The sequence below is a fragment of the Vibrio sp. Vb1554 genome, assembly GCF_033344235.1.
The window spans coordinates 44791-68653 of record NZ_JAWPOJ010000022.1 but is presented as its reverse complement, the minus strand read 5'-3'; the positions used below and the strand labels follow the sequence as shown (position 1 = coordinate 68653).

The following is a 23863-nucleotide window of genomic DNA, read 5'->3' as shown; positions in this document are numbered from 1 at the left end:
CCTATGGTCAACTTACGTCCCGTACTGTTTGTTATCGGGCTAGTTTTATCCAAACTGGCCCTGTTTATGTACGTGCCGACTTTGGTCGCTTTCTTTACCGGTACGGGGGGATTCCTCGATTTCGCCCAAGCCGTTGTGATCACGCACCTTGCCGCCTTCATCTGCCTAACGATAGGTCGAACCGCCAAGTTCAAACTCAGCGTACGCGATATGTTCCTCATCACCAGTTTGGTTTGGACCATCGCGAGTGCGTTTGCCGCCTTGCCATTTGTGTTTATCAACCACATCAGCTTCACCGACGCCTACTTCGAAACGATGTCGGGTATCACCACGACGGGCTCAACGGTGCTCAGTGGCCTAGACAACATGGCGCCGAGCATCTTGCTATGGCGCTCTATTTTACAGTGGCTTGGTGGCATTGGTTTTATCGTGATGGCGGTAGCAGTGTTACCTATGCTGAATGTCGGTGGTATGAAGCTATTCCAAACCGAATCATCAGATTGGTCGGATAAAAGTAGTCCAAGAGCGAAAACGGTCGCCAAAAACATCGTAGCGGTTTATTTAATGCTAACGGGCTTATGTATTTTGGGCTACTTGGTCACTGGCATGAACCTGTTCGAAGCAATCAACCATGCCTTTACTACGCTATCGACGGGTGGATACTCTACATCTGATGGGTCAATGAACCACTTCTCTAATGGCGCACACTGGGTGGCCACTACCTTTATGTTCTTAGGTGGTTTGCCGTTTTTGCTCTTTATCGCCGCGTTACGTAAACGCCGTATTGATGTGTTGGTTAACGACGCTCAAGTTAGAGGATTTGCGTACCTGTTCGTATTCTCAAGCTTAGTGATTTCAGCTTGGTTAGTGATTCGAGATGGGTACACCATTTTGGATGCCCTGCGAGTGTCGATGTTTAATATTGTCTCTGTCGTCACCACAACTGGCTTTGGCTTAGAAGACTTCACCGCATGGGGCGCATTACCCACCACTCTTTTCGCATTCTTAATGATGGCGGGGGCATGCTCAGGATCAACGTCTGGCGGGATCAAAATCTTCCGCTTCCAAATTGCAATGACGCTGCTAAACAAACAAATGATGAAGTTGATTCACCCTTCAGGAGTGTTTGTACAGCGTTATAACCAGCGACCGGTGAATGATGATATTGTTCGCTCAGTGGTGGCATTTGGCTTGATGTTTTTTATCACTATTATCTTTATCGCGGGTTGTTTAAGTGCACTAGGCCTCGACCCTGTGACCAGTATTTCTGGCTCAATCACCGCCGTTGCCAATGTTGGCCCTGGTATGGGCAGTGTGATTGGCCCAACAGGCAACTTCGCGCCTCTGCCCGATACTGCCAAATGGCTCTTAAGCTTTGGGATGTTAATGGGCCGCTTGGAAATTCTGACTATTCTTGTACTGTTCTTTCCTGCGTTTTGGCGCCGCTAAGCAGACTCTAATTAAAAGGTATAACAATGAAAACATGGATTACTCTGGCGACCCTACTTGCCGCCTCATCCACATACGCCGCCGAGGTCATCACTTTAGCTGATGGTCGAGAAGTGAAGTTGAACGATGACTTTACCTGGGAATACGTCATGAAAAAACCGGCGCAGCAAGCGACGGAGACACAAACAACAGCAAGCGTAGTTGAAACAATCGCAGCTCCTGCGATTGCGACAATTCCAGTGGTAACGAAAACCGTTGGCACGACCGTGGTGGTAAACGCCAAAAAGCCAACCATGCAGCTATCAGATTCAGGTGTGGATGTATTGATTGGTTCAGCAAGCTATCAAAGCGGTGAGCTTATTTTACCTACATCAATCACTAACCAAAGCTCTCAATCTGTCATTCAAGTGGAAGTTGAGGTGCAAGTGTTTGATATGTCTGGTCAGCAACTGGCAAAAGAAAACGTGACGGTTTGGCAATCCATCAAGCGCATGGCGGATACCTACCTGCGACCACAGCAAGCGGAACAAGGTAAGAGCATTAAATTGGCTGTACCGCAATCACAGCAATACCAGTTTTCTGCCAAAGTGCTAGAGGTAAAAACTCGCTAATACGTGTTTAATATTCTTTGTTGAGCCTATCGGCTAGATAGGCTCAACAAAGTAATAAATCGCAAAGAAATGGCACACGCAGCCAGCCAAAACAAAGCCGTGCCAAATCGCATGGTTAAAGGGAATGCGCTTCGCGACGTAGAAAATTACCCCTAGTGAATACACAATTCCACCAGCAGCAAGCAGTGTAAGTCCGCCGACATCCAAGTTAATAGCTAATTGATAAATCACAATCAACGATAACCATCCCATCACCAAGTACGTCATCAAAGAAAGCTTTTTAAATCGATAGACGAACGCAACTTTCATGATGATGCCGATCAACGCAATGCTCCAAATAACGATCATCAACCCAAATGCTAGAGGTGTTCTTAAGCTGACTAACAAGAAAGGGGTATAGCTGCCTGCTATCAAAAGATAAATAGCACAGTGGTCGAAGGTTTTTAGCCAACGTTTCGCTTTGGGATAAGGGATCGCATGATAGAGCGTCGAGGCCAAAAATAGCACGATAATACTCGCACCATAAATCGCCATACTGGTAAGCGTTAAAGTGTCAGCTTGATGGTCTATGGCTTTAACTAACAGCAGTATCAAGCCAACAATACCAAAAATCATCCCTATACCGTGGGTGATGGTATTGGCCAGTTCTTCACGTTGACTGTATTGAGGTTTCTGCAGCTCGGACATCAATGCGCCTATACTAGAGTTTGAAATTTGCTCTAGTATGGCACATTAGGCTTACACGTGTAAGCTTAAATTAAGACTCATGAACGGCAGTAGTTTGATCGAGATAATTGAGTACCAGTTCGCCAACTTGATCTGGCTTAGTCGTGGCAGGGATGGTCAGCTCTCGCTTGAGTTTGCCACTACCCAGTAAGCTCGCGAGCATGCCACCTTGCCCCTTGCGTGTGCGGTCAACTTCAAACCATAACTTGAGTTCTTGCTCACTTCGGTGGGCAACAAATTCTAATTCGCGCCACACGCCGTGGTAAGGTCCGTCGGTTGGCACCAGTTCAAACTCTTGCACAAATGGTAGATCGAATCCTTTCACTTCCTCGCATTCCACCTGGCGAATTCGTAAACCTTGCGCTTCAAATGCAGATAGTACCGCATCCATCAGTGGATCAGGTCGAACGGTGAGGATGTCTTTATCAGTCGGATCCAAAGCAGCGGCAACGTCTAAGCCGGTTTCTAACCATACTTTGGCATCACCAATGGTGATAGGCGTGTTCCAAGGCACATCGAGCTTAACATCGAAGGTACGCTCTTCGCCGGAATGGATGGTAAATGCGTAAGGGAGACTCCACTTAGCAAGCACATGAGTTTGAGGTACTCGGCGCATGCTGTGTCCTTCTCGCGCACCACGGTCATCAGGGGCTTCTGCGATGTAGCGGCAACAGAGTTTTAAATCAATGTTGTCGATCGCTTGTTCAGTCGCACCACCATATACATGGATAGACACATCCACACTTTGACCTGGGTATAGCACGTCTTGGTTTAAGATTGAGTCGACGTTCGCGCTCCCAATCCCAAAACTGGCAAGTGTCTTCTTCAAAAATGACATAGGCACCTCCTTCATCGAGATCTCATACTACTACTGCTGATCGTGGGATCAAACAAAAATTGCCTCGAACATCGCGACAAAATGACAAAATCTAAACAATTCAATTGCTCAACTATCGACCAATTATTACAAGGATGCTAATCTTACACTTGATATGCATGCATATCGGTATTCCTGACTCATTAACTGGATTGGCGAGAGCCAGAAGAGTGATTCTTCAATCTTGTTGGAGCCTAGCTCATAATGATTCAGGCCATTACATCGGCAATGGATATGCCTGACAGTTAGGTAAATTAATGCGCCCAACAACAGTCAGGTTCGCACACACTAATACTAGTGCAATGCGCCGCCGCAGTGGCTTTACTACTGCACCAAAGGCAAAGCAAGTTGCGCCAGCAATGACATTGGTTGAGAAGACAGCAATGATGTCGAGTGTTCCGGCCAAAGTTATCAAAGCAGCTTAATCAAAAGCGCGGCGCCAGCTGCGCTTTTTTCTTTGCACGCAACTCATAAAACTTCAAAGACTTAGAACAAACCACGGTGAAAGAGATCGTTTTTCCTATTTGGTCTTAGCAAAGCAATTTGGTACCTTTACTGCTAATTACACCTATAAATTCTGTGGAGAAAGAAATGAAGTGTCATCGCATTGAAGAGCTGCTTGAGCTACTAGAGCCTGAATGGCATAAAGATCAGGAGCTGAACCTATTGCAGTTCATCGTTAAGCTGGCAAAAGAAGCAGGCTATGAAGGAAAGCTAGAAGATCTGACCGACGATGTACTGATCTACCACCTTAAAATGCGTAATAGCAGCAAAGATGAAATGATCCCTGGACTCAAAAAAGACCAAGAGGACGATTTTAAAACGGCGATCCTACGCGCTCGTGGCATCATCAAATAACCAGCTCAACAGCCAGTATTCTTTAAGCGACTCTCTCTGTGAGTCGCTTTTTTATAACCAAAGTTTTTAGTCCCACAATTGGTTATAACTGTTCAGCCAATTATCAGGTTAACTGTACTGATTTTTGTTGTTAAACATTGACTGCGTTAAAGAAAAGGAATTGTTATTGATTGTATAATCGCCGTTCATCAGTATTTACTAAAATAATTATGTCCGGTCATGATTTATGATAAGGACGAAGTAGCAATGTCATCGAGCGACATCAATAGAAATGACGCCGTACATTATAAAAGCCTAAGAAGGATGAGTGCATGAGTCAGGATAAGATCGATATCAAAGATGTGACTCCTAAAACCTACAACCCTAAGACTCATAAAGGGAATGGGGATCGGTTCAACCCAAGTAATCGCATCTATGTACGCGAAAGCAAAGGGACTTACCAGAAACTGCGTCGTTACGGTGGTTGGTTCTTACTGCTTCTCTTCGCTTTGATACCGTGGATCCCTTACGGTGAACGTCAAGCGATCTTGCTCGACATTGGCAACCAGCAGTTCAACTTTTTCGGTACCACATTGTATCCGCAAGATCTTACCCTACTCGCCTTGCTATTTGTGATCGCGGCGTTTGGGTTGTTCTTTATTACCACCTTCTTAGGTCGAGTTTGGTGTGGCTATCTCTGCCCACAAACCGTCTGGACCTTCATGTATATCTGGTTTGAAGAGAAGCTCGAAGGTAGTGCCAATAAACGCCGCAAACAAGACTCCAATAAGCTGACGGCGAATTTAGCGATGCGTAAAACCGTCAAACATATAGCTTGGTTTACCATAGCGCTCGCCACTGGTTTTACTTTTGTTGGCTACTTCGTACCAATGAAGCAATTGGTTATCGACTTTTTCACCTTTAACGCCAACTTCTGGCCCGTCTTTTGGGTAATGTTCTTTGCCATTTGTACTTATGGTAATGCTGGTTGGATGCGTTCCATCATGTGTATTCACATGTGTCCTTACGCGCGCTTCCAGTCTGCCATGTTTGATAAAGACACCTTCATCGTTGGCTACGATGCAAAACGTGGGGAAAAACGTGGCCCACGTCCGCGTAAAGCCGATCCAAAGCAACTTGGTTTGGGTGATTGTATTGATTGTGATTTGTGTGTGCAGGTGTGCCCAACAGGTATCGATATTCGTGACGGCTTGCAGTATGAATGTATCAACTGTGGCGCCTGTATTGATGCGTGTGACAACACCATGGATCGCATGGGCTACGAGAAAGGCCTAATTAGTTACACCACCGAGCACCGCTTATCGGGTAAGAGTACCAAAGTCATGCGTCCGAAGCTGCTGGGCTATGGAGCTGTGCTACTGGTCATGATTGGTCTGTTCTTTGCCCAAATTGCAGCGGTAGACCCAGCAGGCATGAGTGTTATTCGCGACCGTAACCAACTGTTCCGCGTTAATAGCTCGGGAGAAGTAGAAAACACCTACACCCTCAAGGTGATCAACAAAACTCAGCAAGTGCAAGAGTACTCGTTGGATGTTGAAGGGCTATCCGATGTAAGCTGGTATGGTAAGCAGACAATTCAGGTCCAGCCAGGTGAGGTATTGAACCTGCCAATGAGTCTTGGTGCCGATCCTGACAAGCTAAACTCTGCGATTACGACAATTCAGTTTATACTCACCGATAAGAGCAACGAATTCACCATTGAAGTAGAAAGCCGTTTTATTAAAAAACTATAGTGCTACTTCAGTGACTAACGGAAAAAGGCTCAGTAATGAGCCTTTTTGTTTATATGTCCCAAAGTATGTTTAACTTTGACGCCCTTACCCCAGACTTTATGTGGTACGCGTTAGAAAGCATCGGCGTTCGCGCAGAATCAGGCTTTCTTCCCCTCAATAGCTACGAAAACCGTGTTTATCAATTTACTGACGAAGAGCGTCGTCGTTATGTCGTCAAGTTTTACCGTCCTGAACGTTGGAGCAATGAACAGATCCAAGAGGAGCACGACTTTACTTTAGAGCTGATTGGCAATGAGATACCCGTCGCACCACCTGTGCGCATCAACGGTGAAACCCTGCATCACTATCAAGGCTATGCTTTTGCGCTGTTTGATAGCGTGGGTGGTCGCCAATACGAGGTTGACAATTTAGATCAGCTCGAAGGTGTAGGGCGTTTCCTTGGCCGCATCCATAAAGTCGGCAGCCGCCAAGCGTTCCAACATCGCCCTACGATCGGCTTACAAGAATACCTGTATCAACCAAGAGAGATTCTGCAAAACGCCAATATGATTCCAATGCACTTGGAGAACAGCTTCTTCAATGACTTGGATATGCTGATCAAATCAATTGAAAGCCACTGGCAAGAAGGCTTCAATATGATTCGTTTGCATGGCGATTGCCACCCAGGCAATATTTTGTGGCGAGATGGCCCTATGTTTGTTGATTTGGATGACGCTCGTAACGGCCCTGCAGTACAAGACTTATGGATGCTATTGAACGGTGAACGCCAAGACAAACTGATGCAGTTGGATATTGTTTTAGAGGCTTACCAAGAGTTTTGCGACTTTAATCCTGCAGAATTGAAACTAATCGAGCCACTTCGCGGTCTACGAATGGTGCACTATATGGCATGGCTAGCAAAACGTTGGCATGACCCTGCATTTCCTCTCGCTTTTCCATGGTTTAATGAGCCAAAATACTGGGAAGGTCAGGTCCTTGCATTTAAAGAGCAGATCGCCGCTTTAGAAGAAGCACCGCTGTCTTTAATGCCTCAGTGGTAAGTCAGGCCAAAAATTCAAAAATGGAGATATTTCGATGAAAAAACTGTTCGCACTGTTTTCTATGCTGATGTTAAGCCTGTCGGCACATGCAGCGCAATTCAAAGAAGGTGAACATTACAAAGTATTGGATCTTGAGGCATCAAAAAAACCTCTTGTGACGGAGTTTTTCTCTTTCTACTGCCCGCACTGTAATAGCTTTGAACCTGTTATCCAGCAACTGAAAAAGCAGTTGCCAGAAGGTACTAAGCTATTAAAAAACCACGTTTCTTTCATGGGTGGCAACATGGGCCCATCAATGAGCAAAGCCTACGCGACCATGGTTGCACTAAAAGTGGAAGACAAAATGGTGCCAGTGATGTTTAACCGCATCCACAATCTAAAGAAAGCACCACGTAATGATGAAGAACTTCGTCAAATCTTCCTTGATGAAGGTGTAGATGCGAAAAAATTCGATTCTGCATTCAAAGGCTTCGCGGTTGATTCAATGGTTCGCCGTATGGACAAGCAATTTGAAAACAGCGGTCTAACCGGCGTTCCTGCGGTTATCGTTAACAACAAATACCTAGTTCAAGCACAAAGCATCAAAACGATGGATGAGTACTTCTCTCTGGTGAACTACTTGCTGACACTAAAATAAGCACATCGATATCAATCAAAAGGGGAACACGTCGCTCCCCTTTTGTTTATTTGTAAATCTCTTGTAGCAACCGATCTTTTTCTTGCCACACATCCCCCAACCATTGCTGAAATTGTCGCTTATAGGGCTTATCGTTGAAGTAATCACCAAGCACTCTTTCATCAACGGGTAACACATTTACACGCACAACCACCTTGCTCATGCGGCCCATCAATAAATCCTTGAACGGTTTATGCGTATTTTCTGGGTACGCCAACGTAACGTCGATAATGCTCTCGAACTGCTCCCCCATCGCCGCTAACGTGTACGCAATCCCGCCCGACTTTGGTTGCAGCAAATATTGATAGTTTGCTTTACTCTTACGCTGCTTTTCTTCGGTAAATCGGGTTCCTTCGACATAGTTAACCACTGTGGTTGGAGTGTGTTTGAATTTAGCGCACGAGCGACGTGTCGTCTCTAAATCTTTACCTCGCTTATGAGGGTTGCGGATCAGATACTCTCGCGAATAGCGACGCATAAATGGCATATCGAGCGCCCAACACGCCATCCCGATGAAAGGCACATACAGCAGTTGTTGCTTGAGGAAAAACTTCGGCATGGGAATACGGTCTTTAAACACGCAGCAAAGCACAACAATATCTGTCCAACTGAGATGGTTACTGATCAGCAGATACCACCCGTCTTTTTTAAGCGCTTCACCGCCCTGAACATCCCACTCAACACGGTTAGATACCGCCAGAATGCACGCATTAACGGTAGCCCATAACCACATCACCTTATTGGCACAAACGGTCGCTAGTGCTTTTAGCTTTACGCCAGGAAGCAATATTTTAAATACAGCGATAACACAAATTGCGAGTGAACAAACCGCAGAATTGAGAATCACAAAAGAAGCGTTAAAAAAAAATAACAAATATGCCAACATGATAGTCAAACAACAGTGATAATGTGTGAAGAATAAAACAGCGTGTAATTATACTGCGCCTTTGCCACATTGGAACATGCGTGGAAATGGTCAGATTTGTTACCGCAACCAATATGTGCACCATTCATTCGACAACAAGGAGATAACGAATGAAACCAAGGCTACTTCTCTTGCCTTTGGCCTTTGTCGTCAGTTCTGCTCAGGCTCAACTCGCTGAAACCGCGGGTTTTGGCGGTGAAATTTCGCTGAATGCCGGATTCATATCATCAGAATCCAATTTCAATACAGAAAATAGTAACACCATCGATTCTCTCGATAAGCGTGCCGATAGTGACAGTTCCGTTATCGCTGCACCGCTAGGGAGTGTGACATACACCTTTGGTAGCCGACTCAACCACCAAGTTTACGCCGGTACCACACGCTCAGATGTCGCCGTAGGTACACTCGCTTTTCAGTTGGGCTATCAACACGAGCTACAATCTGGCACCGTGCTCGATGTTTCCTATCTGCCGACGGTACTCAAAGGCGAAACTTGGCGCAACCCTTATCAAGTAGGAACCGCACGTAAAGAGACGGATGTTGACGGCAATGCGTATCGCTTTCAGATCAAAGGGTTAATTGATAAGAACTTCAACCTTGATCTTGCTTATGCTGATAAAGACATCGAGCAGGAGGAAGTGACAGACCACTCACTTGCTCGCGATGCTAACCTTTACTATGTCAAAGGCGACTATCGCATTCCACTCAACCAAACGTCTATGTTGCAACCCGCTTTCACCTACATCAATCAAGATGCCGACGGTAAAGCGGAGTCATTTGATTCGTACGGATTGGACATTAGCTGGTTTAAATTTATCAACCGCCATCGATTGGCCCTTACCGCGGGTTATGCATGGAGAGACTATCAAGCCGCTAGCCAAACTTTTGCTAAAACACGAAATGACGACACCATTAGCCTATTTGCGGCCTACGAATATCAAAACGTATTTGACTGGCAAGACTGGTCGTTCATTTCTTTAGCCGGCTATAGCCAAACTGACTCGAATATCACGTTTTATGAGGAGAAAGAGTACCTATTGTCGCTTGGTCTCAACTACACCTTCTAACGTCCTTCATCGCAACAAGGCGCTCACAACACTTGTTGCGATGACATTTTGCATGTCTCTATACCGCTTGCGCCGTAAGCTGTTTCAGCAAACGGTCCATCGCTCGATACCCAAGTGCTTCAGCCAAGTGCGTTCGTTCAATTTGCTCCGCCCCATCCAGATCGGCGATTGTTCGCGCCACTTTGATAATACGATGATACGCACGAATCGAGAGTCCTAAACGATGCAAAGCGGTCTCAAGAAACTCAGCATCACTCTTATGCAAGGGACAAAACGCCTCAATTTCTCGACTACCTAGCAGTGCATTGACCTTACCACTGCGGTTTAGCATATTGTTACGCGCATGGCTCACACGCGCTTTTACGATAGCAGTCGGCTCACCGCGATCACCTCCTTCTGCTAATGTCCCTTTGGGCAAAGCTGGGATTTCTAAAGACATATCAAAGCGATCTAACAGTGGTCCAGATAATCGACCAAGGTAGCGCAAAATAGCTTGTGGATTGGTGCGCGCTTGATTGCCTTCGTAATATCCTGTCGGGCTTGGGTTCAATGCTCCAACTAATTGGAAACGAGCCGGAAAGCGTGTTTTACCTTGCGCTCGAGAGATAATGATCTCGCCAGATTCGAGCGGTTCGCGTAACGAGTCCAGAACTTTACGATCAAATTCGGGCATTTCATCGAGAAACAATAACCCGTTGTGGGCTAAAGAGATCTCCCCTGGTCTGGGTACCGAACCACCGCCGACTAATGCCGCCATTGAACTTGAATGATGCGGAGAACGAAACGGACGCGACTTCCAGTTATGCTCATTAATTTCACTCTGAGTCAACGATGCCACCGAAGCGGTTTCCATTGCTTCTTCGTCACTCATTTCCGGTAATAAGTCACACAAACGCGAAGCCAACATCGTTTTTCCAGTACCTGGCGGGCCAAGGAAAAGTAAGTTGTGGTTTCCAGCGGCAGCAATCTCCAGTGCTCGCTTACCTTGTTGTTGGCCAATAATATCTTGTAAGTCTCGACCATGTTTTTCGATCGTTTTTCGCTTAGGCGTTTGAAAAAGATTCAGTCGATGTTGACCACAAAGCTCGGCACATACTTCCAGTAATGATTGGGCCGATTTATGTTGTTCCTTCCCCACTAGCGCCGCCTGATCGCCATTCACATGTGGGACGACCAAATGACGTTGAATCTTACTGGCTTCCAGCGCAGCAGGCAGCACACCTTTTACAGGTCTCAGACCACCAGATAGTGCTAACTCACCAACAAATTCGTAGTTTTTGAGCTTATCTGTCGCGATTTGCTCCGAAGCGGCCAAAATTCCCAATGCAATAGGAAGATCAAAACGCCCTCCCTCCTTGGGTAGATCTGCCGGAGCCAAGTTCACGGTGATCCGCTTAGCAGGAAATTGAAAGTTAGAATTAATGATCGCACTGCGTACGCGATCTTTGGACTCTTTTACCGTTGTCTCTGGCAAGCCTACTAAGGTAAACCCTGGCATGCCGTTGCTGATATGAACTTCTACACTAACCGATGGCGCTTGCACCCCGACGCTTGCTCGACTATGAATGATTGCCAGCCCCATACGTTCCTCAATTTTTTTGAACACTCTGTAAACAAATGTTTTATCTAGTTGGTTATGTTATATACCGCGTCCCAATTGAGAGTTAATGTGAAAAAAGAATGACTTTTTGCTTGTCATGCAGCGGAATTGTGTGATACCACTAATGACGCAAACAATTTCGTAGAACATTACACAACATTTTTTAACGAAAAAAGAACGACAGACAGATGAACCTTTTCGCTCATATCAACGCACTGCTAGCCCTGATTATCGTGGTCATTATTGGCACCGCGCGGGGTATTGTGGGCGAAAGGTAACCACAAATTACAAAAAACCCCCGCACTGAAAAGTCCGGGGGTTTTTTTACAACTACAAGTTGTCATCTGTCTAACCCTCGGACAGTTTAACGGGAAGAATGGGAGTGCACATGAAGTGCAATAAATATGGCAATCGCTACGAGCCACAACGTAGCAAAGGAGGTTTACGATGACTGGTGCACAACTTGTCGTAGCCGCTTTAAGACAGCAAGGCATCGAAACCGTTTTTGGCTACCCCGGCGGGGCCATCATGCCAATCTATGATGCTTTGTATGACGGTGGGGTGGAACACATCCTATGCCGTCACGAGCAAGGGGCCGCTATGGCTGCTATCGGGATGGCTCGTTCCACTCAAGACGTTGCTGTGTGCATGGCAACTTCCGGCCCAGGAGCCACTAACCTTGTTACCGGCCTTGCCGACGCTTTCCTTGACTCCGTACCTCTAGTTGCCATCACAGGCCAGGTAGCTAGCTCTCATATCGGTACCGATGCATTCCAAGAAATGGATGTGATCGGAATGTCCCTAGCCTGTACTAAGCACAGCTATCTCGTGACCGAAATTGAAGATCTAGCTCCGACACTTGCCGAAGCCTTTGAGGTCGCAAAAACCGGTCGTCCGGGTCCTGTCATTGTCGATATCGCCAAAGACGTTCAACTCGCTCAAGCACCTACAGACCTTCTTCCTCCATACATAGCGCCAGCAATCGAAGATGTCAGCGCTGAAGATATCAAACGTGCGCAAGATGTGCTGGCAGCATCTACTCGCCCAGTGTTGTATGTTGGTGGTGGCGTGCAACTTGCGAAAGCAACCGATGCAGTACGCGAATTTCTTCGCTTAAACCCAATGCCTGCAGTTAGCACATTAAAAGGCCTCGGTACCATTGAACGCCATGATCCTCACTATCTTGGTATGTTGGGTATGCATGGCACCAAAGCCGCCAACCTAGTGGTTCAAGAAGCCGATCTATTGATCGTGGTTGGCGCGCGTTTTGATGACCGTGTGACGGGTAAGCTCGATACGTTTGCACCAAATGCGAAAGTGATTCACATCGACATTGATGCTGCGGAGATTCATAAACTGCGCCACGCCAACGCACCATTACGTGGCGACATCAACACCATTCTTCCTCAGCTAGAGCTGACTCAAGATATCTCACCGTGGGTTCATCACAGTGAAAGTCTGCGCAGCGGCTTTAAGTGGCGTTACGACCACCCAGGCGAGTTAATCTACGCACCGCTATTGCTTAAACAACTGTCTGACATGATGCCAGATAGCTCAATTGTCTCGACTGACGTCGGTCAGCATCAGATGTGGGCAGCGCAACATATCCAGCCACGCGAACCACAAAATTTTATCACTTCTGCTGGCCTTGGCACCATGGGCTTTGGCTTGCCAGCAGCGATGGGCGCTGCAGTCGCACGTCCTGATGATCAGTCTATCCTTATTACAGGTGACGGTTCATTTATGATGAACGTTCAGGAATTGGGCACGCTGAAGCGTCGGCAGATTCCAGTGAAGATTGTCCTTCTTAATAACCAACGTCTTGGCATGGTTCGCCAATGGCAGTCATTGTTCTTTGACGGTCGCCACAGTGAAACCATTCTTGATGACAACCCAGATTTCGTGATGTTAGCAAAAGCGTTCGATATCCCGGGCAAAACCATCACCAAGAAAGAAGAAGTCGAACCTGCTCTCAAAGAGATGCTAGCGAGTGAAACTTCTTACATGCTTCACGTTTTGATTGATGAAGAAGAAAACGTGTGGCCATTGGTGCCACCTGGCGCATCAAACAGTGATATGTTGGAAAATACATAGGAGACAATCGCATGGACAGATATTTACTCGACATCAAAGCCGATGACAAACCGGTACTGTTGGAGCGCGTTCTACGTGTGATTCGTCACCGAGGCTTCGTGATCAAACAAGTCGCTGCTACGCAAAACCACGAAAGCAAAGTAGCCAGCGTCGAGATCATCGTCGACAGCGATCGACCAATCTCGTTTTTGATCAATCAAATAGAGAAGTTGTGGGACGTTCGTAAGGTTGAGGTGCTAAAAATCCGCAACGATGAACTGCCAAATCACAACTTACAACAACACGTAAGTGCATAAGGAAGGCAACAAATGGCAACGAAAACTGCAGATTTCATTTGGTTTAATGGTGAGATGGTTCCATGGGCAGAGGCGAACGTTCACGTTCTGACTCACGCAATGCACTATGGCACATCCGTGTTTGAAGGCGTGCGCTGTTACAACACACCAAAAGGCCCAATTGTCTTCCGTCACCGTGAGCATGCACAACGTCTAAAAGATTCTGCCAAGATTTACCGCTTTCCGATTCCATACACAGTAGAAGAAATCATGGAAGCGACCCGCGAAACACTGCGCCAAAACAAACTCGACAGCGCTTACATTCGTCCATTGGGTTTTGTCGGTAATGTTGGCTTAGGCGTATGTCCACCAGTTGGCACTGAGATGGATCTAATCATTGCCGCATTTCCTTGGGGCTCTTACTTAGGCGAAGAAGCGCTAGAAAAAGGTGTCGATGCGATGATTTCAAGCTGGAACCGCGCTGCGCCAAACACCATCCCAACTGCGGCTAAAGCAGGCGGTAACTACCTATCTTCACTACTGGTTGGTGGTGAAGCGCGTCGTCACGGTTACGACGAAGGTATTGCGCTAAGCGTAGATGGTTACCTATCGGAAGGGGCTGGTGAAAACATCTTCGTTATCAAAGATGGCGTAATCACCACACCACCAGCAACTAGCGCGATTCTACCGGGCATCACTCGTGACTCGATCATGACAATTGCACGCGATAAAGGCTACAAAGTACGTGAGGCGAACATTGCTCGTGAAGCCCTTTACCTTGCCGATGAAGTCTTCATGACAGGTACTGCGGCTGAGATTGTACCAGTGGCAACCATCGACAAGATTGAAGTGGGCACTGGTAAGCGCGGCCCTATCACTAAAGAACTACAAGCAGCCTACTTTGGCCTATTTGACGGCACCACGGAAGATAAGTGGGGCTGGTTAGACTATGTGTACCCAGAACAGAAGTAAGAAGGATTAGGAAATGCCAAAATATAGATCAGCTACCACCACACATGGTCGTAACATGGCGGGTGCACGAGCACTGTGGCGTGCAACGGGTGTGAAAGAAGAAGACTTCGGTAAACCAATCATCGCCGTTGTAAACTCGTTTACTCAATTTGTTCCGGGTCACGTACACCTGAAAGACATGGGTCAGCTTGTAGCACGCGAAATCGAAAAAGCTGGCGGTATTGCGAAAGAATTCAACACCATCGCGGTTGATGATGGCATCGCAATGGGTCACGGCGGCATGCTGTACTCACTGCCTTCACGCGAACTGATCGCAGACTCAGTAGAATACATGGTCAACGCGCACTGTGCCGATGCCATGGTATGTATCTCTAACTGTGACAAAATCACTCCAGGAATGTTGATGGCATCTATGCGTCTTAACATCCCGGTTATCTTTGTTTCTGGTGGTCCAATGGAAGCGGGTAAAACCAAGCTTTCTGATCAGATCATCAAACTAGACCTTGTAGATGCGATGATCCAAGGCGCAGATCCAAAAGTGTCTGATGAGCAAAGCGAGCAGATCGAACGCAGCGCATGTCCAACGTGTGGATCGTGTTCAGGCATGTTCACTGCAAACTCAATGAACTGTCTAACTGAAGCACTGGGTCTTTCTCAACCAGGTAACGGTTCTATGCTGGCAACGCACGCAGACCGTGAACAGCTGTTCCTTAATGCAGGTCGTCGCATCGTTGAACTGACTCGTCGTTACTACGAGCAAGATGACGAATCAGCACTGCCACGCAACATCGCTACGTTTGATGCGTTCGAAAATGCGATGGCACTGGATATTGCAATGGGTGGCTCAACCAACACCATTTTGCACCTGTTGGCTGCAGCGCAAGAAGGTGAAGTGGATTTCGATATGGAAGATATCGATCGCCTATCACGCCAAGTACCACACCTATGTAAAGTGGCACCATCTACCCAGAAATATCACATGGAAGACGTACACCGCGCTGGTGGCGTCATGGCAATTCTTGGTGAGTTAGATCGTGCAGGTCTTCTACACAATGATGCGCGCACCGTGCTTGGCCTTTCGATGAAAGAGCAGCTGGCGAAATACGACATCATCCAAACTGAAGACGAAGAAGTACTTAAGTTCTACCGCGCAGGTCCCGCGGGTATTCGTACTACTCAAGCGTTCTCACAAGATTGCCGCTGGGATCGCCTTGATGACGACCGTGCGGAAGGTTGTATTCGTACTATCGATCATGCCTTTAGCCAAGAAGGTGGCCTAGCCGTTCTATCAGGCAACATCGCATTAGATGGTTGTATCGTTAAGACTGCTGGTGTGGATGAGAGCATTCATAAATTCACTGGCCCAGCCGTAGTTTTCGAAAGCCAAGAAGACGCCGTAGAAGGCATCTTAGGCGGCAAAGTAAAAGCAGGCGACGTGGTTGTTATCCGTTACGAAGGCCCTAAAGGTGGTCCGGGCATGCAAGAAATGCTTTACCCAACCACTTATCTAAAATCGATGGGCCTTGGCAAAGAGTGTGCACTTCTGACTGACGGCCGTTTCTCTGGCGGCACATCAGGTCTTTCTATCGGCCACGCCTCTCCTGAAGCAGCAAACGGCGGTGCAATTGGTCTGGTAAAAGAAGGTGATATGATCGCAATTGATATTCCAAACCGTTCAATTTCACTCCAAGTGTCTGAACAAGAACTTGCTGAGCGCCGTGCAAAACAAGACGAACTAGGCTGGAAACCAGTTGACCGCCAACGTGAAGTTTCATTTGCACTCAAAGCGTACGCGAGTATGGCAACCAGTGCTGACAAGGGTGCAGTACGAGACAAGTCGAAGCTAGAGGGCTAGCAATGATGGAAGCTCAACCCGAAAAACAAGTGAACCAAACTGGCGCAGATTATCTGCGCCAAATCCTTCGCGCACCTGTTTATGAAGTAGCAACAGTGACGCCACTGCAAGAAATGCCTCGTTTATCTGCACGTATCGGGAATAACGTGCAGATCAAGCGTGAAGATCGCCAACCCGTACACTCGTTCAAATTGCGCGGTGCATACAACATGGTGGCGAGTTTATCTGAAGCACAAAAAGCCGCTGGTGTCATTGCAGCATCGGCAGGTAACCACGCTCAAGGCATGGCGCTCTCTGGTACTAAGCTAGGCATCAAGACCACCATCGTGATGCCCAAAACCACACCAGACATCAAAGTCGATGCGGTACGTGGCTTCGGTGGCAATGTAGTGCTGCACGGCAGCAACTTTGATGAGGCAAAAGCGGAAGCGGAACGCCTTTCTGATCTGCATGGGTACACATTTGTCCCTCCTTTCGATCACCCACTGGTGATTGCAGGTCAAGGCACCATCGGCATGGAAATGCTGCAGCAAAATGGTCACCTTGATTACATCTTCGTCCCTGTCGGTGGTGGCGGTTTGGCTGCCGGTGTTGCGGTACTCGTGAAGCAGCTCATGCCAGAAATCAAAGTGATTGCGGTCGAGCCAGAAGATTCTTCATGCCTCAAAGCGGCATTGGATGCAGGTGAACCAGTAGTATTAGACCAGGTCAGCATGTTTGCCGATGGCGTTGCAGTAAAACGCATTGGTGAAGAGACGTTTCGTCTATGCCAAAAGTACATTGATGGCCATATTGCAGTCTCTAGCGATGAAATCTGCGCAGCAGTAAAAGACATCTTTGAAGACACCCGTGCGATTGCAGAGCCTTCTGGCGCGCTTGCTCTGGCGGGTTTGAAGAAGTTTGCTGAACAGAACAAGCTGAAAGACAAAGACCTAGGTACGGTATTGTCTGGCGCAAACACCAACTTCCACGGTCTGCGTTATGTTTCTGAACGCTGCGAGCTTGGTGAAAAACGTGAAGGTCTGCTTGCCGTCACCATCCCTGAGCGTCAAGGTGCTTTCTTTGAGTTCTGTAATCTCATTGGCGGCCGTGCCGTGACAGAGTTTAACTACCGCTACAACGATGACGCATTGGCAAATATCTTTGTCGGTGTGCGTTTGCAAGGCGGTCAGGAAGAGCTAGAACATATCATTCACGACTTACGTGATGGTGGCTACCCAGTGGTTGACCTGTCTGATGATGAAATGGCGAAACTGCACGTGCGCTACATGATTGGTGGTAAGCCGTCTAAGCCGCTTAAAGAGCGCCTCTACAGCTTTGAATTCCCAGAGTACCCTGGGGCGCTACTTAAGTTCTTAAGCACACTCGGCACACACTGGAATATCAGTTTGTTCAACTACCGTAACCACGGCGCTGACTACGGACGTGTTTTATGTGGTTTCGAGTTAGATGAAAGCGATTTAGCTCAGTTTTCTGCACATTTACGTGAACTTGGCTATCAATGCAAAGACGAGACAGACAACCCATCGTATAAGTTTTTCTTGTCATAAAACGCCACATTTTAAACATATCAATGAAAACACCTCGCTAATGCGAGGTGTTTTTTATGACTGTAACCAATCTTTATGTAGCTGATTAGGCGACCCAAGATAGTCCACCATCCACTGGATCAATTTATGATTATCATCTTTGCGCCATACTAAGCAGCAGTGACTGAGCGGTTTATCATCCGGCATGACCTTCTCCACCAACACACCATCATTGATTAAGGGTGTTGCAATATGACGTGGCATGTAACCCACGCCCACCCCATTTTTTAAACATTCAATCGCACTATACCAATTGGGCAATAATAATCGGCGTTGTTGCGGATAATGGCCAGTATGGCGTTTTGGCAGCACGTTCGAAGTATCATCAAGACAGATCGCCGGAAATTGACTCACAAACGCTTCAGTAAGCACTTGTTGTCGAACGCAAGGATGAGCGGGTGACATTACAAATGCCCAATCTAATACGCCCATATCTTTGACTTCAAAATCTCCCCCAACGGGAACCGCAGATGTCGCGCCAACGACAATGTCGGCTCGACCTTGTGCTATGGCTTCCCAAGAACCATTGAAGACCTCCATATTGATCTGCAATTCAGCAAATTCAAACTCGCGATAGAAATCTTCCACCAAAGGTTTGAGTTTTTCTAACTTCACCACGTTATCTAAGGTCAGCTTTAACGTGCTTTTCCATCCTTGAGCCGCTCGCCGCGTTTGTGCTTTCACCTCTTCCATTTGACGCAGCAAAGAGCGCGCCTCGGCCATAAAAAGTTCACCCGCTGGAGTTAGCTCGACTTTCCTTGGTAAACGTCGAAACAGCACCACATCTAAATCTTGCTCGACCTGCCTTACTCCATAGCTGATGGCTGAGGGGACTTTATGCAATACCTCAGCCGCAGCGGTGAAACTGCCTAAACGGGCAACCGTATCCAGCATTTCCAAAGACGCTTTAGAGAACATGATTTAACCTTTCAAAAAATTTGATTGATAACCAACAATTTTAGCGTTTTATTTTCTCAAAATCGAAAAATAGAATAATAAGGTAAATAAATCAGGGTTGGCGCCAACTGATGTTGATAAAAAAATGATTAAATAATTTGACTGGTTGAATCATGAAAATCTCAAAACTACAGCTCATTTACCTGGCAGCATTATCGATGCTTGGCTTCGTTGCTACGGATATGTATCTGCCAGCATTCAAAGCGATGGAAATCGACTTTGCAACAGGCCCTGAGCAAATTGCTCTCTCTTTAACGGTATTCCTCGTTGGTATGGCGATTGGCCAACTAATGTGGGGATTGGCATCCGATAAATTTGGCCATCGTAATACACTCGCAGCCGGGTTGGTGCTATTTACTATCGCGTCATTCGGTTTGGCTTTCTGTGATCAAGTATGGCAACTACTCACACTGCGCTTTATCCAAGCTATCGGTGTGTGTGCACCAGCCGTGATCTGGCAAGCTATGGTCATTAAGCGCTACTCAAGCAGTAGCCAACAAATTTTTGCGACAATCATGCCACTCGTCGCGCTATCACCAGCACTAGCACCTCAATTAGGGGTTGTGTTGGCAGATAACTTCGGCTGGCACAGTATCTTTATTACGCTAACACTAGTTGGCGTCTTTTTGGTCTTTGCGACCATGGCACAAAAAGACGAGAAAGCAGAAATCAAACAAACCAGTATGTCTGCCGACATCAAAGCGCTGCTGAGTTCTAAAAAATACCTTGGCAACGTGTTTATGTTTGCGACGGCTTCAGCTGCATTCTTTGCTTACCTAACAGGGATGCCAGAAATCATGGCGCAACTGGGCTACGAAGCAAAAGATATTGGTTTGAGCTTTATCCCACAAACTATCGCGTTTATGGCTGGTGGCTACTTAGGTAAAGTAGGCGTTCGAAAATTTGGTGATGAAAAGGTTCTGCGCCAACTGATTGGCCTATTTAGTGTCGCGGCATTAATGATTTTCATTGCTTCACAGTGGGAGCTGTCATCGATTTGGCCTATTCTTGCGCCATTCTGTTTGATTGCCGTTGCTAACGGCGCACTGTACCCAATCGTGGTAAACCGTGCACTGGCCAGCGCACAACAGAGCCCTGCAACAGCAGCAGGTTTGCAAAACAGCCTGCAAATCTGTGTAAGTAGCTTCTCAAGTGCATTGGTAGCCGCAATGGCAAGCCAAGCTCAGATGGTTACTGGCATCGCAATCATCATCTGTATGGGTGGGCTGTGGATGGGATACATTCTGTCGAATCGCGAATTATCCAAGCACTTTACGACTCCTGACAACGCCCGAGTCGTGAGTGAAGACGAACTTTAATCGTTCAGATAATAAAAAGAGCCGCGCAATGCGGCTCTTTCTGTTTATAAGCTTTTCAACCCCCATTTCTTGGCAGTCTGCTTAAAAAAGCCTTGAGTCTTTTTCAACTCTACCCAGTGATTGATGTAATTAATCCATACTTGATCGTCTTGCGGCAACAACATAGCAATTGGGGTTGGTTTACGCGGTGCGGTCACTGGCACTATCGCCAACTGTTTAAACTTATCCACCAACGTCGCTGCTTCCACATTGGACGTCACCGATACATCGGCCCTGCGAGCTAGTAGTTCTTGGAAGTCGCGCGCTGGCGCTTCAATAACAATATGCTGAGCAGACGGGAAGAACTCTTTCACCATTTTTTCTTGTACCGTACCTAACGTCGCCGCGACTTTTACTTCTGGTTTATTAAAATCCGCCCAATCAGAGAATTTGGCGAGATCTTTCTTTTGCACCACAGGTACAAAGGCAAGGTAGAAATATGGCTGGCTATATCCAGCGACTTTCGCGCGCGACATGTTCAGAGATGCGCTGCCAGTAATATCGTATTTGTTGGCGGTAATGCCATTAACTAGCGTCTTCCAATCCGTGGGAACATACTCCACTTTTACACCGAGATCTTTAGCAAGTTCTGTTGTTACATCGATATCGAAGCCACGATAACTGTTTGTCGCAGGGTCTTTCATCGTCATCGGATTCCAATCTCCCGTCGTTCCAACTCGGAGTACGCCATTGTCTAAAATGGATTGAAGACGGCTTTCAGCGTGAGCGACTTGAGTCGCAGCAAGCAAACACATTCCTAGCACTAGTAAAATCTTTCTCATTTTTATTCCCTTAAAAATAATGACCTTATACGGTTTAATAATTAACCTTTATTAGAGCTCTACTGATAACATAGCAGCAACAAAGGAAGTTTTTTAGTTAATTCAGGGAGTAAATGTGACGTTTCGAACTCTATGGCTGTTTTCACTGCTATTACTCACTGGTTGTTCAGATTATCAATGGGGCTGGTATGTACTTGACCCTTCGACGGATCAAGGGCTCACCAATCTAAAGTTTTTAATCGCTGGGTTTAATGACACCATTCAGGTATCACTCCTCAGTATGTTATTTGCGATGAGCTTGGGCCTGATCGTTGCGTTACCCGCTCTGTCGGACTCAGCCTCTCTGAAGTGGATAAACCGTATTTATGTCGAGGTGATCCGTTCAGTGCCAGTTTTAGTCTTACTACTTTGGGTGTATTACGGCATGCCTACGCTATTGGATGTCTCACTCAATCACTTTTGGGCGGGTGTTATTGCACTGACTATCGCTGAGAGCGCGTTTATGGCGGAAGTATTTCGCGGTGGAATACAAGCTATCAGCCGTGGCCAGCATGAAGCGGCTGAATCTTTGGGCTTAAGCTATTGGCAAAAGATGCGCTTGGTAATTCTTCCCCAAGCGTTTCGGCAAATTCTCCCACCACTGGGCAATCAATTCGTCTACATCCTCAAGATGAGTTCTTTAGTCAGTGTGATTGGTTTAAGCGATCTCACTCGCCGTGCTAATGAGCTGGTGGTGAATGAGTACTTACCCCTAGAAATTTATACCTTCCTCGTTTTGGAGTACTTGTTGCTCATCCTATTTGTATCTCAAGCCGTTCGTTGGCTCGAAAAACGTATTGCTATTCCTAGCTACTAACGATGAAGCCAGAGCTAGAAACAACAAAGCCGCTCTTGTTGAGCGGCTTTGACAGTATAGCGATAGAGTGAGTGCAGGTAATGTTTATTTCTGTTTTACAGGACGCTGCCAGCCAGTAATTTTGCGCTCTTTGACGCGAGTAATTACTAACTCACCTTCTTCAACATCTTTTGTTAGTGTCGTGCCTGCACCGATGGTTGCGCCATCAGCGATAGTGACAGGCGCCACCAGCTGGCTATCAGAACCAACAAAAACATCATTACCGATGATGGTTTTAAACTTGTTCGCACCATCGTAGTTACAAGTGATAGTACCTGCACCGATGTTAGTACGTTGGCCGATCTCTGCATCACCTAAGTAAGTTAGGTGGTTCGCTTTTGAACCTTCTCCGATGCGCGCATTTTTCACTTCAACGAAGTTACCCACATGGGAATCGTTACGCATTTCAGCACCAGGACGAAGGCGAGTAAATGGACCAACCGTACATTCTTCACCAACCGTTGCACCTTCAATCACACTGTAAGGGCGAACGATGGTGTTGTCGTCGATTTCACAATCTTTCAGTACACAACCCGCACCGATAACCACGTTATCACCCAGTGAAACTTTACCTTCGATGATAACATTCACGTCGATTTCACAGTCCATACCGCACTGTAACTCACCACGCAAATCAAAGCGTGCTGGATCGCGTAGCATGACACCTTGCTCTAGTAGTTTCTGAGCTTGCATTGACTGGAAAGCACGCTCTAGACGAGCAAGCTGTGCGCGGTCGTTGACCCCTTCCACCTCAATGGCATTGACTGGGTGTACTGCCTCAACGGCACGACCTTCATCGTGTGCAGCTGCAATAACGTCAGTTAGGTAGTATTCGCCTTGTGCGTTGTTGTTGTTTAAGCCAGACAACCAACGCTTAAGATCCCCACCAGTCGCAACCATCACGCCAGTGTTGATCTCTTTAATTTGTTTTTGTTCTTCTGTTGCATCTTTTTGCTCAACGATCGCCACAACAGGACCATTCTTACGGATAATACGACCGTAGCCTGTCGGGTTATCTAGAATCACTGTTAGTAGTGCAATACCGCCTGTTGGCTGTGCATCTAATAGGTTTTCAATCGTTTCAGCTGAAATCAGTGGAACATCACCGTAAAGCACCAGTACTTTTTCATCGTCTTCAAACTTCGGAGACGCTTGATCAACCGCATGACCTGTCCCTAACTGCTCCGCTTGAAGCACCCAATTTACAGGCTCTTCTGCAAGAGTGGTTTGCATTTGATCACCACCGTGGCCAAAGACCAAGTGGATATTTTGTGCACCTAGACCTGTACATGTATCAATCACATGTTTTGCCATTGGCTTACCTGCCAAAGTGTGTAGCACCTTAGGCATGTTCGAATGCATACGGGTACCTTTACCCGCTGCAAGAATCACAGCACTGAATTTCATTGATAACCTATTGACGTTTTATGTTAATTGGCCGTTATTTTAAACAGCTCTTTTAAAATAGTTAATGGAGTAAGGTAAATTTCCAACTAAAATTAATCAAAAAGGCGACCAATTGGC

General features: G+C 46.7%; 22 protein-coding genes. 15 read left to right on the top strand and 7 right to left on the bottom strand.

Annotated features, from left to right (window positions below):
• Positions 1-3 precede the first annotated feature (3 nt).
• The gene (locus R8N28_RS17480; RefSeq protein ID WP_005386656.1) at positions 4-1449 is read left to right on the top strand and encodes a TrkH family potassium uptake protein; all 1446 of its coding nucleotides are present in this window, start codon (positions 4-6) and stop codon (positions 1447-1449) included.
• A gap of 26 nt (positions 1450-1475) precedes the next feature.
• Positions 1476-2060 (top strand): DUF3157 family protein, encoded by a 585-nt coding sequence (locus R8N28_RS17475; RefSeq protein WP_005379050.1) that lies wholly within the window; start codon positions 1476-1478, stop codon positions 2058-2060.
• Positions 2061-2093: 33 nt separating this feature from the next.
• On the opposite strand, the gene trhA is transcribed toward R8N28_RS17475, so the two are convergent.
• Together trhA and R8N28_RS17465 are read right to left on the bottom strand one after the other, a co-directional pair.
• Complete coding sequence (gene trhA, locus R8N28_RS17470; protein WP_005386658.1) at positions 2094-2747, bottom strand: PAQR family membrane homeostasis protein TrhA; 654 nt, start codon at positions 2745-2747, stop codon at positions 2094-2096.
• Positions 2748-2817: 70 nt separating this feature from the next.
• The gene (locus R8N28_RS17465; RefSeq protein ID WP_017635607.1) at positions 2818-3624 is read right to left on the bottom strand and encodes a sporulation protein; all 807 of its coding nucleotides are present in this window, start codon (positions 3622-3624) and stop codon (positions 2818-2820) included.
• Between the two features lie 296 nt (positions 3625-3920).
• Here R8N28_RS17465 and R8N28_RS17460 point away from each other — a divergent pair, with 296 nt between their 5' ends.
• The 5 genes from R8N28_RS17460 (at position 3921) to R8N28_RS17440 (ending at position 7931) form a co-directional block, all read left to right on the top strand.
• Positions 3921-4088 carry a hypothetical protein gene (locus R8N28_RS17460; RefSeq protein WP_005379043.1) on the top strand — a complete coding sequence of 56 codons (168 nt, stop codon included), beginning with the start codon at positions 3921-3923 and terminating at the stop codon, positions 4086-4088.
• Between the two features lie 166 nt (positions 4089-4254).
• On the top strand, positions 4255-4521 hold the full coding sequence (locus tag R8N28_RS17455) for a YihD family protein (RefSeq protein ID WP_017821571.1): 267 nt from the start codon (positions 4255-4257) through the stop codon (positions 4519-4521).
• Between the two features lie 311 nt (positions 4522-4832).
• A complete protein-coding gene (gene ccoG / locus R8N28_RS17450; RefSeq protein WP_053304040.1) occupies positions 4833-6254 on the top strand; it encodes a cytochrome c oxidase accessory protein CcoG in 1422 nt (473 codons plus the stop codon).
• Positions 6255-6307: 53 nt separating this feature from the next.
• The gene (locus R8N28_RS17445) at positions 6308-7294 is read left to right on the top strand and encodes a serine/threonine protein kinase (protein WP_005379037.1); all 987 of its coding nucleotides are present in this window, start codon (positions 6308-6310) and stop codon (positions 7292-7294) included.
• 34 nt (positions 7295-7328) lie between these two features.
• Positions 7329-7931 (top strand): thiol:disulfide interchange protein DsbA/DsbL, encoded by a 603-nt coding sequence (locus R8N28_RS17440; protein WP_005379036.1) that lies wholly within the window; start codon positions 7329-7331, stop codon positions 7929-7931.
• 46 nt (positions 7932-7977) lie between these two features.
• On the opposite strand, the gene R8N28_RS17435 is transcribed toward R8N28_RS17440, so the two are convergent.
• Positions 7978-8856 (bottom strand): acyltransferase, encoded by an 879-nt coding sequence (locus tag R8N28_RS17435; RefSeq protein ID WP_033906583.1) that lies wholly within the window; start codon positions 8854-8856, stop codon positions 7978-7980.
• 149 nt (positions 8857-9005) lie between these two features.
• On the opposite strand from R8N28_RS17435, the gene R8N28_RS17430 reads away from it, so the two are divergent.
• Positions 9006-9962: a DUF2860 domain-containing protein gene (locus R8N28_RS17430; protein ID WP_172563441.1), complete on the top strand. Its 957-nt coding sequence runs from the start codon at positions 9006-9008 to the stop codon at positions 9960-9962.
• A gap of 58 nt (positions 9963-10020) precedes the next feature.
• On the opposite strand, the gene R8N28_RS17425 is transcribed toward R8N28_RS17430, so the two are convergent.
• Positions 10021-11544: a YifB family Mg chelatase-like AAA ATPase gene (locus R8N28_RS17425; RefSeq protein ID WP_005383862.1), complete on the bottom strand. Its 1524-nt coding sequence runs from the start codon at positions 11542-11544 to the stop codon at positions 10021-10023.
• A gap of 465 nt (positions 11545-12009) precedes the next feature.
• Between R8N28_RS17425 and ilvG the strand changes: the two genes are divergently transcribed.
• From ilvG to ilvA, 5 genes are read left to right on the top strand one after another with little or no spacing between them, the layout of a single operon-like run.
• Complete coding sequence (gene ilvG, locus R8N28_RS17420; RefSeq protein ID WP_005378960.1) at positions 12010-13656, top strand: acetolactate synthase 2 catalytic subunit; 1647 nt, start codon at positions 12010-12012, stop codon at positions 13654-13656.
• Between the two features lie 11 nt (positions 13657-13667).
• A complete protein-coding gene (gene ilvM / locus R8N28_RS17415; RefSeq protein WP_005378958.1) occupies positions 13668-13952 on the top strand; it encodes an acetolactate synthase 2 small subunit in 285 nt (94 codons plus the stop codon).
• Positions 13953-13964: 12 nt separating this feature from the next.
• Positions 13965-14903 carry a branched-chain-amino-acid transaminase gene (gene ilvE, locus R8N28_RS17410; RefSeq protein WP_213874944.1) on the top strand — a complete coding sequence of 313 codons (939 nt, stop codon included), beginning with the start codon at positions 13965-13967 and terminating at the stop codon, positions 14901-14903.
• A gap of 13 nt (positions 14904-14916) precedes the next feature.
• On the top strand, positions 14917-16758 hold the full coding sequence (ilvD, locus tag R8N28_RS17405; RefSeq protein WP_005383859.1) for a dihydroxy-acid dehydratase: 1842 nt from the start codon (positions 14917-14919) through the stop codon (positions 16756-16758).
• A 2-nt stretch (positions 16759-16760) separates the two neighbouring features.
• On the top strand, positions 16761-18308 hold the full coding sequence (gene ilvA / locus R8N28_RS17400) for a threonine ammonia-lyase, biosynthetic (protein ID WP_262635476.1): 1548 nt from the start codon (positions 16761-16763) through the stop codon (positions 18306-18308).
• A 54-nt stretch (positions 18309-18362) separates the two neighbouring features.
• On the opposite strand, the gene punR is transcribed toward ilvA, so the two are convergent.
• Positions 18363-19265, bottom strand: coding sequence for a DNA-binding transcriptional activator PunR (gene punR / locus R8N28_RS17395; protein ID WP_005378948.1), 903 nt, complete (start codon positions 19263-19265; stop codon positions 18363-18365).
• A gap of 152 nt (positions 19266-19417) precedes the next feature.
• On the opposite strand from punR, the gene punC reads away from it, so the two are divergent.
• Positions 19418-20623 carry a purine nucleoside transporter PunC gene (gene punC, locus R8N28_RS17390; protein WP_005378946.1) on the top strand — a complete coding sequence of 402 codons (1206 nt, stop codon included), beginning with the start codon at positions 19418-19420 and terminating at the stop codon, positions 20621-20623.
• A gap of 44 nt (positions 20624-20667) precedes the next feature.
• Here the strand turns inward: punC and R8N28_RS17385 are convergent, their stop codons facing one another.
• Positions 20668-21444 carry a transporter substrate-binding domain-containing protein gene (locus R8N28_RS17385; RefSeq protein ID WP_005378944.1) on the bottom strand — a complete coding sequence of 259 codons (777 nt, stop codon included), beginning with the start codon at positions 21442-21444 and terminating at the stop codon, positions 20668-20670.
• A gap of 115 nt (positions 21445-21559) precedes the next feature.
• Here R8N28_RS17385 and R8N28_RS17380 point away from each other — a divergent pair, with 115 nt between their 5' ends.
• Positions 21560-22300 (top strand): amino acid ABC transporter permease, encoded by a 741-nt coding sequence (locus R8N28_RS17380; RefSeq protein WP_005383852.1) that lies wholly within the window; start codon positions 21560-21562, stop codon positions 22298-22300.
• 84 nt (positions 22301-22384) lie between these two features.
• On the opposite strand, the gene glmU is transcribed toward R8N28_RS17380, so the two are convergent.
• Positions 22385-23746: a bifunctional UDP-N-acetylglucosamine diphosphorylase/glucosamine-1-phosphate N-acetyltransferase GlmU gene (gene glmU, locus R8N28_RS17375; protein WP_053304044.1), complete on the bottom strand. Its 1362-nt coding sequence runs from the start codon at positions 23744-23746 to the stop codon at positions 22385-22387.
• Positions 23747-23863: the final 117 nt, after the last annotated feature.

Excerpts from the sequence above, each read along its gene's own strand:
- R8N28_RS17480 (WP_005386656.1), top strand. The coding sequence starts at position 4 with ATGGTCAACTTACGTCCCGTACTGTTTGTTATCGGGCTAGTTTTATCC.
- R8N28_RS17475 (WP_005379050.1), top strand. The coding sequence starts at position 1,476 with ATGAAAACATGGATTACTCTGGCGACCCTACTTGCCGCCTCATCCACA.
- trhA (WP_005386658.1), bottom strand. The coding sequence starts at position 2,747 with ATGTCCGAGCTGCAGAAACCTCAATACAGTCAACGTGAAGAACTGGCC.
- R8N28_RS17465 (WP_017635607.1), bottom strand. The coding sequence starts at position 3,624 with ATGTCATTTTTGAAGAAGACACTTGCCAGTTTTGGGATTGGGAGCGCG.
- R8N28_RS17460 (WP_005379043.1), top strand. The coding sequence starts at position 3,921 with ATGCGCCCAACAACAGTCAGGTTCGCACACACTAATACTAGTGCAATG.
- R8N28_RS17455 (WP_017821571.1), top strand. The coding sequence starts at position 4,255 with ATGAAGTGTCATCGCATTGAAGAGCTGCTTGAGCTACTAGAGCCTGAA.
- ccoG (WP_053304040.1), top strand. The coding sequence starts at position 4,833 with ATGAGTCAGGATAAGATCGATATCAAAGATGTGACTCCTAAAACCTAC.
- R8N28_RS17445 (WP_005379037.1), top strand. The coding sequence starts at position 6,308 with ATGTCCCAAAGTATGTTTAACTTTGACGCCCTTACCCCAGACTTTATG.
- R8N28_RS17440 (WP_005379036.1), top strand. The coding sequence starts at position 7,329 with ATGAAAAAACTGTTCGCACTGTTTTCTATGCTGATGTTAAGCCTGTCG.
- R8N28_RS17435 (WP_033906583.1), bottom strand. The coding sequence starts at position 8,856 with ATGTTGGCATATTTGTTATTTTTTTTTAACGCTTCTTTTGTGATTCTC.
- R8N28_RS17430 (WP_172563441.1), top strand. The coding sequence starts at position 9,006 with ATGAAACCAAGGCTACTTCTCTTGCCTTTGGCCTTTGTCGTCAGTTCT.
- R8N28_RS17425 (WP_005383862.1), bottom strand. The coding sequence starts at position 11,544 with ATGGGGCTGGCAATCATTCATAGTCGAGCAAGCGTCGGGGTGCAAGCG.
- ilvG (WP_005378960.1), top strand. The coding sequence starts at position 12,010 with ATGACTGGTGCACAACTTGTCGTAGCCGCTTTAAGACAGCAAGGCATC.
- ilvM (WP_005378958.1), top strand. The coding sequence starts at position 13,668 with ATGGACAGATATTTACTCGACATCAAAGCCGATGACAAACCGGTACTG.
- ilvE (WP_213874944.1), top strand. The coding sequence starts at position 13,965 with ATGGCAACGAAAACTGCAGATTTCATTTGGTTTAATGGTGAGATGGTT.
- ilvD (WP_005383859.1), top strand. The coding sequence starts at position 14,917 with ATGCCAAAATATAGATCAGCTACCACCACACATGGTCGTAACATGGCG.
- ilvA (WP_262635476.1), top strand. The coding sequence starts at position 16,761 with ATGATGGAAGCTCAACCCGAAAAACAAGTGAACCAAACTGGCGCAGAT.
- punR (WP_005378948.1), bottom strand. The coding sequence starts at position 19,265 with ATGTTCTCTAAAGCGTCTTTGGAAATGCTGGATACGGTTGCCCGTTTA.
- punC (WP_005378946.1), top strand. The coding sequence starts at position 19,418 with ATGAAAATCTCAAAACTACAGCTCATTTACCTGGCAGCATTATCGATG.
- R8N28_RS17385 (WP_005378944.1), bottom strand. The coding sequence starts at position 21,444 with ATGAGAAAGATTTTACTAGTGCTAGGAATGTGTTTGCTTGCTGCGACT.
- glmU (WP_053304044.1), bottom strand. The coding sequence starts at position 23,746 with ATGAAATTCAGTGCTGTGATTCTTGCAGCGGGTAAAGGTACCCGTATG.